Here is a 10,601-nt window from a genome sequence, read left to right as displayed (position 1 = left end):
AGGAATTTGGGCCGGACGACAGGACCAGAGGCGGCTTTCGGGTCGGCTGGCAGCGGCCTCTCCGAATCACGCAGGGTCACCACGAGCGAGATGAGAACGGATGCCAATGCGCCAATCGCCAGGACCACGGACCCGAACACGTAGGACCCGTCAAGGGTGGTCGGGAAATAACCAACCGCCATCAGGAAGAATCCGAGGACGAGCGCAATGCCGAAAGTGACAGGGATGGACAGTAATACGCTCAGCCCGATCCAGGCCGTGGATTTTCGCCGCCAGGTCCATTCGACAAAATAGAGGGCCAGCAGGAGCGCAGCCGCCCATCCAACCAGCGCGCCGAGGCTGCTGAAGAGGCTACGCTTGTCAGGTTCATGCTTCATAATGGAGGATCGGCGATCACCCGCGCCACTCGGATGGAGTGGAGTTGGAGGAAAAAGGGCCACACCAAGTCACCAGCCAAGCCCAAATGCAACAAGTCTAATGGCTTTCGCCGCCCATCGGTTTCCAGTTCCAGTTTGGCGTGGTGCCCCCAAATCTTCTCTCGGTCTGGCGCTTTCTCTCCCGGCAGAATAACCGGGGGGAGCTTCGCCACCCATTCGGGCGTCAACGAGGGAAAGAGCGCGTCCCCGTGAAGCAACGATTCAAGGTAAGAGCTGTCGCGTGCAGGAGCCGAGACCCAAAGCCTAAACTCCTCCAGCATCCGGCCATGCGCGTCCAGAATGACCTAGTGAATCTGCTCAGCAGTCCGCTGAGGTTCACAATAAATCAGGAAGTCGCAATTACCGAGCCAGCGGACACAACCGGTGAAATCGACGATGCCGCCGCCGTCCTCCTGCTCCACACGCTGGCCTACGCACAGGCACACCTTCGCCCACTTGAGCTGTTCGATCAGCCGAAGCGTATTCTGGTATTGTGCCGATTCCGCCATTTCTATCCCGACTTCCTTTACGAGATCATCGTCTTCGTCCGCCATACAATCGCGACGGTGACAACAGCTATTCTTTCGCGCCCGCGTCCTTCAACAGGGTGAAAGCCTCGGCGTCGTTTTTGGCCTCGGCCATCATCAGTGCTGTCTGGCCCTTTTCGTTCTTGGCGCTCACGTCGCCTTTGGCCGCAAGCAGCAATTTTAGAATTTTTGTGTTTCCGTTCGCCGCAGCATACATCACTGGGGTCATTCCCAGGTAGCCCTTCAGGCTCGCGTCGGCACCCGCTGCCAATAGTATTTGAGCCGTGGCATCGCTGCCTTTCGTGGCAGCAAACATCAGCGGCGTGAATCCGGCCTCGCTCCTGGCGTTCACGTCGGCACCTTGCTCCAGCAGCCATTTGGCGAGACCTCCATCATCTTTCACCGCCGCCGAGCACAGCAACTGGGCCTGGACCCGCTTGTCAGCTTGAAGCTCCTTGCGGAACTCCATGAACGGTTTGGCCTTCTGGCGGGCCTCCTCCATTTCTGAAGTGATCGTGCCCAACGCAAAACCTTCGATGGCGGAGCGGACCGCATTGAACGCGCTGACACGAGCCTCAAGAAGCTGGTTGGTGGTGAACAACTCCTGGTCTTTGAAAGTCGATAATCGATCCGCGATGAGCTTGCGGCAGGCGTCCGAGGTTTCGCCGTTTCTCATGCTCCCGAGGGCTGTGGCGCGAAGGTCTTTGCTGAATTGATCCAGGAGGGCTGCCAACTGAGTTTCCGTAACGGCTGGCGCGCCCATTTCTTGCAGCAGCTTTAGAATATCAGGATTCGGTTGGGCTTTGGCGTAATCCGCCGCCGTGAGACCCTTTTCATCCCTCGCGTTCACATCTGCTCCTTTGGCGAGGAGCAGTTTGACAGTTTCGACACGCCCGCCCATCACGGCGGTCATCAACGGCGTGATGCCCCCGGTTTCTCCCGTAGTCGTGGTCATCGCCAGGTTCGGGTTGGCCCCCTTTGCCAGAAGGGCCTTCACCAAATCCTCGTTGCTCGACATGAGCGCCACGGTCAAGGCGGTCATCCCCTGGCTACTTTGCGCGTTTACGTTAGCCCCTTTCTCCAAAAGCCTCTCGACGAGATTCGTGTCCCCTTTCATGGTCGCGTTCATCAGCGCCGTAACGCCGTCCTTGTCGGGCTGGTTCACGTCGATGCCTGCCGCCAGAAACAGCTTCACCGCGACCTTATCCCCGTTGGCGATGGATTCAATAAAGACGGTCGGGCTGAAATCCTTGCCAAGCTTGGCCAGCTCTTTACGAGCTGACTCCTGTGGATCGCCACAGCCGACTGCCAGCGAGGCGAAGATAATGAGGATCAAGACCTGCCAGCGACACCGATCCGAATTGAGACGACCTTCACGAAGGGGATGGCCTACCAACATCGCGTGCGTTTTCATAGCTCACTCTCAGGGAGGATTTAGGACTACAGCTCGGTTCCTTTCAAGACAATTTGGAACTATAGTTCCTGTCATTTTCCGCCCTGCAACTGGCAGAGTGGCCAAGTGCGTTCCAGGGACATGGCAAACGCTTTCGGTGTCGTCCTCAGAAAGCACCGGAAAGCCAGAAAGATTTCGCAAGAGCTTTTGGCGGAGAAGGCTGATGTGGCCAGCAAAATGGTCAGCCTTGTCGAGAGGTCCGAGAGGAATCCTTCGCTGAACCTGGCCGATTCCTTGGCGCAGGGTTTGGATGTGCCGCTTTGGCAGTTGATCAAGGAGGCTGACGGCTTGCGAAAAAAGCACGGGCCGAAAAAGGGCTGATGTGCCTCGTCGGATCGCCGGAGCGGGGTCCGTAGCCCTGCTGTGCTGCCCTTGTTGCCGCCATCCTTGACCGGCAAAAGCGTTCCGCGATACTGCCCTCGACATGAAAGCGATTTTCTGCCTTCCCGCGCATCCGTCGTATTTTGAGGGCCATTACACGCAGGAGGAGATCGATCAGGCCATCCAGGATTACGACCGTCTTGTTGGCGGAATTATATTCAAAGGCTATTCCGAACCAAAAGTCAGGCAGGAGTTCTTGTTGCTGCGCGAGCCAGGCAAAACTGTGACGGTGATTTTTGATAGTGCCGGGTATGGAGAAGGCAAACAGGTCTCAGGCGACACAAAAGCACGCGGCATCAGCCAATACCGTGAAACCTCCTATCGAGATTTACAAACACACGTCCAAAACTTGAAAAACACCTTGGAGGCCAACAGAGGCAACTTCCAAAGCGGGAGCTAACGCCCCACTGTCCGCCACGGGTTCGGTGACCTCCGGCCTCCGGTCCTACCCACCTCCTGCACACATTCCTACTTCAACCCCTTCCTAATCTTCAAACAGACCTGCCGTGCCACCCAACCAATGTCTGACCGTCTTTGTGGCGGCACTTCGATAAACGCCGTGCAGCTCCGTGCCAACATGAGGTTTACGCTCTCGGGTCCGCCCTCAGTCGAACGGCGGAGATCAGTCCGAAGGCCAAAAATGGGAATACCAACAGCGTAGGCATATCCGCATTCCCATGCGGTTCCAGAATCCGGGTCGAGCTGATCGAGAACCGCGAGCATGGCATCTGCACTCTTTATTGCTTCGACATTTAGGGCGAAGAGTTTTCCAGAATCAAAGGCACTTTTCCGTCGAGCATTGGTGGATGGATTTGACCTGCCCTCAGAAGCGGCAAATGGGCCACTGTAGCTTCTGGTTTGAGGCTCTCTTGCCCGTTTGCTTGGAGGATTCGCCATGGCAGATGATTAGCAACGGAGCCAGTTCGCACAAGCCGATTTGGAACATTGAACGATTCGTCTCTTGCTCAATGTCCTTGTGACTCGCGTTGATTGCGGCGTCGGGAGCTGTGCGCGACCAGCAGCACGCCAGGATGCCCGTGGCCGGTTGGCGGGTATCCTCGCCGCGCTGTCCGAAGACAATGATGTAGAGGACGGTGATGCCGATGATGTCCGGCGCGCCATGGTATCTGCGGGACCGCGTAATAGGCATCCAGTAACCAGCGCGCCAGCCCGGCCTGGTCATCGGCCTGGCGTGGCTGCCACTTCCTGGCCCGGCGCTGACTCATTCTGCTCGGCCATGACGTAGAGCAGGCGAGCCTCATCCCTGAACGGGTGTTTGCTCGTGGCTCACAATTTCCCGGCTGGACGGCGTAATCGCGCATTGTGTCCAAGCATGGACATCGCAACCCCGCCTGGCCAGGAGCGAGGAGGTTTTCTCTTGGAAAGGGGGCAACGAAAGGGACATGCTCCGGCAGTATGAAGAATTTCCTCATCCGGCTAAGCGTGGCCGCGCCTGTTGTCGGTGGCGTTTTGGTAATCCTTCTTGTTCTCGTAGGCACCCCTGCCCGAAATCCCGGCCCACCGTCCTCGACGACGGCGGTGCAGACCGGAACGAATGTTCTCACCGCAACCAGTGTCACCACGATTGGCCAGCCAATTGCTAATTACAAGTTTAACTTGCCGCTCCTAATCATAGTCGTTGTCGGGTTTATCCTGCACCTTGATGTCTGACTATGAATTGAATCCCAAAAATTTCATGATCCAACCTGCTTGGGCAGACGTGAGCCGCTACCCGCCACCCGCTACACCCGCTACTACCCTTACAGAATAGAAAATCCCCCCCTTTTTTATGTTCAGGTAGGGACTACCGGGTGTGGCGGGTAGCGGGTAAATCAACGACTTACACACATTCAAAAGTGTATGCGTAAGTCGTATCGGAATGGCCGGACTCCTTCTCGTAGGTCAGTTCCGACCTGGAAAGTTTGAAGCCCTCCACGTCAACTTCGTTGCCATTTTTAAAAACCCGCCTCATCAAGAGGCCCACGATTTTCCTCGTTCTGATGACATCGGTTGATGAGCCGACGCGGGGAATTTCGATGCCTGCAAGAATGCACAGCTCGACCAAATCGGAGGCCGTAAAGGGATGCTTGAGTTTGTTCTCTCCCTTGGCAGCCAGAGCCATCTGGCGTATCCAGGTCTGGACGGGATCAGATACCCTGGCCTGAGCCTGCTTGTGCCCTTGCATCAGTGGAGCACAACCCAGGATTGCCTGCACGATATAATCGAGGATGCCGCACCACTCGTGAAAGTCATGCCCCGTTCCATCCCTGCGCGGTTTGCCACGCCGATGCCACTCCCGGACAACTGCGAAGATGCAGCCCAGGGCCGCAGCTTGTTCCGCCCTTACCATGCCCGGCATGTCCACGTAGGGCTTCTCGGGTTTAAGTATGCGGCAGATAGAGGAACGCGCTGCTAAATCCGACGTTGACTCCATGCCGTTGCTGGTGAGCTGGACCAGGAATCGTTTCGGGTCCACGAGTGCCTCAATACTCCCAGGCACCCTCGCCCCGAACAAACCCGGACATGTGAGGAAACTCTCAAAGTATGGGGAATCGAGCCTTCCCCGTGTGTTGTCCAGGGCAATGAACGGCCTCCCCGTCATGAGACCCGTGGCAAAACTTTCATCCCATGACCCCACGCCACCGTCGCGCTGCGCAACATAATAGGCGGTTTCGTTGTAGAACGCCGTCGTGATGGCGTGCGAATATCCCTTACCGGCCTGCGGTTGGTCCGCCTCCATCACATCCAGCGGAATGCTGCCCTCAATGAATCCGCCCATGCGCAGCGCCGGTGTAATCCGAGCGGCCAGGTTGCGGCTCTTGTCGCCCGCCGATTGAAACTCAAACTCAGCAACTATACTGAGCAGCAGCTCTTTGGCCTCCTCTAACGGCACTTCCGGGACTTCGTTTGCCTGGACGATCAGCATACCGCCATTTTCCGGGTGATACCCGTTTCCGAGGACGACCAGTTCTCCTTTGTCATTCTCGGTGATCACGGCGCAACGCAGCACACTTGAAATCGGCGGCAAATACTCGGCCATTTCCTTGCTCGCCAACAGCGCCTTCGCATCATCAACCGACATTTTCGAGGGCTTCAGGACGGACTCTTTGTCAGCCTGACGCCACGCCATCAGCCGCCCGAACTTCTCCACCCGGCTGCGAAACCCATCAGCTTTGATCGGTTCGAGGTAGGCGTTGCCCTGTTTGTCGTAGCTGACCTCGACGACGACCCCTCCTCGGTTGAACAAAGTATGCGATGGGCCTATCCGCTTGAAGACCTCTTCGGCGCATTTGCTGATGGTGACCTCTCCGCTTGGCAACACCACAATGTCCTCGACCTTGGAGCGCCATGGCGGCACCCACCCCGCATAATCCATTGCAAGTTTGAAAAGCGTGCCCAGGCCGCATTCGCCGCCACCGGAATCCAATGCGTTCTGCACCGGCTGCGTTCCGCCGCCGTAGTGTTCGTCGGCCAGGTCGAGAAGGTATTGCCGCGCCTCATTGATCAGCGCCTCGGAATCCACGTCTTTCATCCAGTCCCGATAGGCGTAGCCCAGGCGTGTCCAAAACCCATTGCGGTCGCCGGGGCCACTCGGCACTTTCTCCAAGTGGGCCATCAAGGCATCCGTCGCCGACTTCACCACTTCCCATTGTTTCTCGGGCGAGTATCCATTGAAGGGAAACGTTTTGGGCTTCCGCGCTATGGTGGGCTTGTCAGTCGTGACCGTGGCGATGCCCGGATTGTGCTTCTGTTTGGGACCGCCTTCGGCCTGCGCATCGTCCGGCAGAAGGATATAACTGTCCGGCCTGCAAAAAGCCTCGGGGTCGTGCATGAAAAACGTGAGCTGGCTGACTGCTTTGGCCTGCTTATCGACTCCCAGGGTGACTTCGGGATAGAACTGCATGATGTATCGTTCAGCCGTCTCGAAGCAGCGCAGGTAAACCTTCGGGTCTTTGGCGGCATCATCAGGGATGCGCACCTGCGCCTTCACGCCGGTGAGAGATGGACTTTTTTCGCAGGCGAAGAATAGCGGGTCGGCTTTGATTTTGGCGATCAGAGCGGGAACATCGGCCACATGGTCGAAGTCCAATGGCATTAAGCCCGCCGACCTCGTGATATTGGAGATGGTGCGCAGACTGAACAAACCTGCGAAAGTCCACCCCGGTAGGTATTGGGCTTTGGCCATCCGCCACGCGAGCGCCAGAATTTCAGCCCGAGCTGCGGACAGTTGGCCAACATCCGCCCAGGATTCCTTTCTGTCCAGTGCAAACTCCTGATAGATGCCGGTGACGGCACCCACTAAATCTTTGTGGGCCTGGGGCCACAGTTTTTTCTCGTCCACTTTCAGGAAGCACTGGTCATCCTTTTCGACGATTAGCTCGCCCGTCTCAGAAGCTTCCCGCAGGATTTCCTCGATGCGAACGGCCATTTCCTTCTGCGCAAGCCGCGCCAGTTCCACGGTTTTGCGCGCTTTGTCGGAGCGTATGAACTCAAGCGCCTCTGCGACCGTCACCGATTTCGTGATGTCGTTGCCCGTCGCGGTGCCGACCGAGACCTTGCGCTCCAGGTCGTAAGTTGTGCCAGCGACGACACGGAGTCCGCGATACTCAACCAGGTTATGGCTTGGCTGCTTCCCGGTCGGCGGGCAGGTGTTAGTGCCGGTTGGCGTTGCTACGGTATTAAGCTCGGACATAGTGAGAAAGGAGGCCCCGGTGAAAGTGAGGTGGTTCGGCGCTGACCGAGCGGGACGCCGCCCTCGCGGGGCCATTAAAGGTTAGGACATGCTCAGTCATAATCAAGGGCGCTTTCACACGCCGTCATAGATACAGAACTGAAGGTTGATGTTGCCCCCCCCTGTCGGTGGCAGTTTCTTTGTTTTTGTTTACAAAGAATTTGTAAACATTTTCGCGTGTTGTGCGATCCAAGCGGCGGTGCGAGCCTCGACCTTCCGGCCAAAGGCAGAAGCACGTCGAGGGAGTCCTGGTTGAGGACCAGCCCGCAAGCCGAGAATCATGTGGTGGTTGAAGGTGTCGGCGAAGAACCGCCTAACCTCCCTGCCTGGGCCAGTTCGTAGTCGTGGTCGATAAATTTCCCGTAAACAGAAAAAATGAGCTTGGCATCCTTATGACCCTGCCATTTTGCAACCAGGCGAGGATCGATGGCCTGTTGAAGACAATGGACGATAAAACACCGACGTAGAGACCTTGGCTCAAATGAGGGAAAGCTCAGCCGTTCACAGGCAGTGGCTAGGGCCTTACGAGGATTTCGCCACTCCACCACTGGCTTACCAACCCCCAACGGCCCCTTGGCTAAAATGGCGTTGATAAAGGATTTAGCGTGCGGGAAAATCGGAACATCGAACGGCTTACTCGTCTTTTTTCGACGAAAATGAATCAAGCCCGAGGCGGTGTCGATATGCTCGCTGAGGAGGAATTTGATTTCTGCCTGACCGACTCCGAAATTTCTCATGAAACCAATGATAATGCCGGTTGCAGGGGATGACTCCGCGACAGTGGCCACAAGCTGCTGGCTTTGCAACCAACTTGGCTGTTTACGATCTGGTTCGCCCTTACGCGACCGCTTTAGTTTCTCCAGGGGTGAGCGGTCAATTACCTCGTCCTCCACAGCGATTTTAAATAGTGCCCCAACGCCTTTGAAGATGATGTCATTAACAGTGGACGCCTTATGGTCTTCGGACAGTTTGCTCTTGAGATTCCGCAAGTCCCCCACACGGATGTCTCGGACATCTCGGTCGAAGTCCAGGAACCTCGCAGCCACTTTAAAGTGGCATTCCATGGTCTGGCGCGTGGCCAGCGCGAGATGTTTCGCCTGCCCAGTGAACGTCTTGACCAAATCGTTCAGGGTGACTTTTGCAGAAACCTGACCTGGTGCCGTGGCCCGGTCGGGCACCGGCACTACAAGAGAGGTAGGTGGTGGTGTTAGCGCCTGCGGTTGGGGCACCGCAGGCGGCACTACAGCAGGTGCTCCAGCGGGTAAAACGGTGATCTCGGTGTTGCCGTTCTGGCCCGCCACGTAAGCGTTAAGCACTGATATGGCCATAGCTCGCATTCGGTCTTTGGTTTGGAGACTTCTCCAAACATTTTTTCCGTTTAATCTGCGGCACCAGTAAATGGTGCCGGTCGGCCCGTAGCGCCATAAACCGCGAGCAATACGGACAAAGGGTCGTTTCTGACGACGCCTTTTGGGCGCAAAATCAGAACGAGAATCAGGATCGAAGGTTATTCTTCCAGGAGGGCCTTGCAACTCAAAATCTTGGGCACTTCCACGATTTTCCGTGTCAAGGAAGTGCTCTACCCCTGAGCTAACCGCGCTATGGCTCTTGAAAGACTGCTAAAAGTGCTTGTTCTTTACGCTCTTTCGCGAATTCTGCGAAGCATAACCCTATCAACTCTTTCGTGGCCCGGCAAGCCGAAAAGCGGCCAAGATGTAATGCCTCAGTGACTACGGGGCTGCCGGCTGAAGCCGGCGTTCCGGACGCGCGGGACGCCGCCTTTAGGCGGCAGCGCCCGCCGTCACTAACCGATTACGCCAAAATCGCCGCGTCGAGACTTTCTCGCTCATTAATAATCCGCCGGTGAAACAGCGATGCTCCTAAGAATCTCGGATGCAATCATACATGTTATAGGTATTTGGCCTGGGTTCTCCGGCGGCGGCGAATCACCCAGACAACGGAAGCGAACACCAACCCAGCGCCCGAACAGAATATCAGCGCTGACCATGTCAGACCAACGGGCTCCAGACCGGCACCCCCCAACGCGCTGGCGATTGCGAGCGCCACTTTCAAGGCAATCCAATACCAGAACCCTCCAAACGCCATACAAAGCAGGCCGACGCCCATCATAATCAGTTCGGGTCGGAAGAATCGACCGATGCCCATCCCTCTGCCGTTCTTAAACTCCTTTCTCAGCACCCTGATTTGGCCCAGGCGTTGGATGGCTGCGTCAAAGGCTTCTTGCCCTGACCTGCCTGCCTGGGCTTGCGATTCCACGTCATCGCGCAGGTGGCTTTCCAGTTCGTCCAAGACATCGGGTGTTTTGATACCACCCGCGGCAATTTGCTGTCGCCATTCTGAAATTGCCTGTTCGAGTTTAAACATGTCGCTCCTTCCATAAACCGGCCAAAACCGCATGAACCCTCAGCCACTGCTCTCGCTGCTCCTCCAATGCCCGTTTGCCGTCCTTTTTAATCGCGTAGTATTTCCGCTTGCGCCCATTCTCATCTGCCACCCAGCGGGAGGTAATCCAGCCCTCGTCCTCCATCCGGTGCAGGACTGGGTAGAGCATCCCATCGGTCCAACGGATTCGGTCCTTGGACCGGGCTTTAACCTCCTGAATAATCGCATAACCGTAGCTCTCGCCTCCTGAGAGCAAGCTCAGAATCAGCGGTTCGGCAGACGCGGCCACGAGTTCCTTCGACAGCATAATCAGTCCTTTGAGTCGATTTATACATTGTAGTGCTATGTATGCCAAGGGGAAAAGGAGAATATTTTCACTGCCAACCTGGGCGTCTCCAGGTCCATCTCTTCGCCACCGCCTACGGAAGGGCTGCTCTGTCGCTGGTTTTTGAAATGTTGGATGGATGCACAGCCCCTTATGCCAGAATCCAACCCCTAGGCCGCTTCCTGGACTGATTTTTCAAGACCTGCACCGACTTTGTCACTAGCTAGAGCCTGTCCCAAAAGGGGGAAGTGTCGGTGCCTGCGTTGCGCCAGTGCTGCGCGGAGGGCATTAAATCGGCTAGATTGGGGACTTGCGCCCAAAATCGTCGATTATAGATGTTTTTTGGCCGCCCGACGGCGGGTCG

At 56.5% G+C, this 10,601-nt stretch carries 13 protein-coding genes; 3 read left to right on the top strand and 10 right to left on the bottom strand.

Translation table 11 applies throughout. From position 1 onward, the window contains the following. The 4 genes from VG146_15390 to VG146_15375 form a co-directional block, all read right to left on the bottom strand. Window positions 1-377: hypothetical protein (locus VG146_15390; GenBank protein HEV2393736.1), on the bottom strand; the 377-nt coding region annotated here is incomplete at its 3' end. After that, a complete protein-coding gene (locus tag VG146_15385) occupies window positions 374-697 on the bottom strand; it encodes a hypothetical protein (protein ID HEV2393735.1) in 324 nt (107 codons plus the stop codon). The genes VG146_15385 and VG146_15390, both read right to left, overlap by 4 nt. 24 nt (window positions 698-721) lie before the next feature. Next, window positions 722-970, bottom strand: a complete 249-nt coding sequence (locus VG146_15380) for a hypothetical protein (protein ID HEV2393734.1) — start codon at window positions 968-970, stop codon at window positions 722-724. Between the two features lie 22 nt (window positions 971-992). Beyond that, entirely contained in the window at window positions 993-2,357 is a 1,365-nt protein-coding gene (locus VG146_15375; protein ID HEV2393733.1) for an ankyrin repeat domain-containing protein, read from the bottom strand. A 120-nt stretch (window positions 2,358-2,477) separates the two neighbouring features. On the opposite strand from VG146_15375, the gene VG146_15370 reads away from it, so the two are divergent. Then, window positions 2,478-2,717 carry a helix-turn-helix transcriptional regulator gene (locus VG146_15370; protein HEV2393732.1) on the top strand — a complete coding sequence of 80 codons (240 nt, stop codon included), beginning with the start codon at window positions 2,478-2,480 and terminating at the stop codon, window positions 2,715-2,717. A 103-nt stretch (window positions 2,718-2,820) separates the two neighbouring features. Beyond that, a complete protein-coding gene (locus VG146_15365; GenBank protein ID HEV2393731.1) occupies window positions 2,821-3,177 on the top strand; it encodes a hypothetical protein in 357 nt (118 codons plus the stop codon). Between the two features lie 68 nt (window positions 3,178-3,245). On the opposite strand, the gene VG146_15360 is transcribed toward VG146_15365, so the two are convergent. Both VG146_15360 and VG146_15355 read right to left on the bottom strand, forming a co-directional pair. Further along, window positions 3,246-3,674, bottom strand: a complete 429-nt coding sequence (locus VG146_15360) for a nucleoside 2-deoxyribosyltransferase (GenBank protein HEV2393730.1) — start codon at window positions 3,672-3,674, stop codon at window positions 3,246-3,248. Next, window positions 3,601-3,927, bottom strand: coding sequence for a hypothetical protein (locus tag VG146_15355; GenBank protein HEV2393729.1), 327 nt, complete (start codon window positions 3,925-3,927; stop codon window positions 3,601-3,603). The genes VG146_15360 and VG146_15355 overlap by 74 nt, the downstream gene beginning before the upstream one ends. 266 nt (window positions 3,928-4,193) lie before the next feature. Between VG146_15355 and VG146_15350 the strand changes: the two genes are divergently transcribed. Further along, window positions 4,194-4,448, top strand: a complete 255-nt coding sequence (locus VG146_15350; GenBank protein HEV2393728.1) for a hypothetical protein — start codon at window positions 4,194-4,196, stop codon at window positions 4,446-4,448. Between the two features lie 169 nt (window positions 4,449-4,617). On the opposite strand, the gene VG146_15345 is transcribed toward VG146_15350, so the two are convergent. From VG146_15345 to VG146_15330, 4 genes are all read right to left on the bottom strand, one after another. After that, window positions 4,618-7,470: a BT4734/BF3469 family protein gene (locus tag VG146_15345; protein HEV2393727.1), complete on the bottom strand. Its 2,853-nt coding sequence runs from the start codon at window positions 7,468-7,470 to the stop codon at window positions 4,618-4,620. Window positions 7,471-7,787: 317 nt separating this feature from the next. Then, a complete protein-coding gene (locus tag VG146_15340) occupies window positions 7,788-8,837 on the bottom strand; it encodes a hypothetical protein (protein HEV2393726.1) in 1,050 nt (349 codons plus the stop codon). A gap of 580 nt (window positions 8,838-9,417) precedes the next feature. Then, on the bottom strand, window positions 9,418-9,894 hold the full coding sequence (locus VG146_15335) for a permease prefix domain 1-containing protein (GenBank protein HEV2393725.1): 477 nt from the start codon (window positions 9,892-9,894) through the stop codon (window positions 9,418-9,420). Then, the gene (locus VG146_15330; protein HEV2393724.1) at window positions 9,887-10,219 is read right to left on the bottom strand and encodes a helix-turn-helix transcriptional regulator; all 333 of its coding nucleotides are present in this window, start codon (window positions 10,217-10,219) and stop codon (window positions 9,887-9,889) included. Before VG146_15330 ends, VG146_15335 begins: the two co-directional genes overlap by 8 nt. Window positions 10,220-10,601 lie beyond the last annotated feature (382 nt).

This window comes from Verrucomicrobiia bacterium, from assembly GCA_035946615.1.
In the GTDB taxonomy this organism is placed as follows: Bacteria; Verrucomicrobiota; Verrucomicrobiia; order Limisphaerales; family UBA8199; genus DASYZB01.
The sequence above is the reverse complement of the archived record's forward strand: the minus strand, read 5'-3'. Positions and strand labels throughout refer to the sequence as shown.

Bases quoted from the DNA above. Each gene is read 5' to 3' on its own strand.
- VG146_15350 (HEV2393728.1), top strand. From the start codon at position 4,194: ATGAAGAATTTCCTCATCCGGCTAAGCGTGGCCGCGCCTGTTGTCGGT.
- VG146_15345 (HEV2393727.1), bottom strand. From the start codon at position 7,470: ATGTCCGAGCTTAATACCGTAGCAACGCCAACCGGCACTAACACCTGC.
- VG146_15340 (HEV2393726.1), bottom strand. From the start codon at position 8,837: ATGGCCATATCAGTGCTTAACGCTTACGTGGCGGGCCAGAACGGCAAC.
- VG146_15375 (HEV2393733.1), bottom strand. From the start codon at position 2,357: ATGAAAACGCACGCGATGTTGGTAGGCCATCCCCTTCGTGAAGGTCGT.
- VG146_15380 (HEV2393734.1), bottom strand. From the start codon at position 970: ATGGCGGACGAAGACGATGATCTCGTAAAGGAAGTCGGGATAGAAATG.
- VG146_15370 (HEV2393732.1), top strand. From the start codon at position 2,478: ATGGCAAACGCTTTCGGTGTCGTCCTCAGAAAGCACCGGAAAGCCAGA.
- VG146_15330 (HEV2393724.1), bottom strand. From the start codon at position 10,219: ATGCTGTCGAAGGAACTCGTGGCCGCGTCTGCCGAACCGCTGATTCTG.
- VG146_15355 (HEV2393729.1), bottom strand. From the start codon at position 3,927: ATGCCTATTACGCGGTCCCGCAGATACCATGGCGCGCCGGACATCATC.
- VG146_15360 (HEV2393730.1), bottom strand. From the start codon at position 3,674: ATGGCGAATCCTCCAAGCAAACGGGCAAGAGAGCCTCAAACCAGAAGC.
- VG146_15385 (HEV2393735.1), bottom strand. From the start codon at position 697: ATGCTGGAGGAGTTTAGGCTTTGGGTCTCGGCTCCTGCACGCGACAGC.
- VG146_15335 (HEV2393725.1), bottom strand. From the start codon at position 9,894: ATGTTTAAACTCGAACAGGCAATTTCAGAATGGCGACAGCAAATTGCC.
- VG146_15365 (HEV2393731.1), top strand. From the start codon at position 2,821: ATGAAAGCGATTTTCTGCCTTCCCGCGCATCCGTCGTATTTTGAGGGC.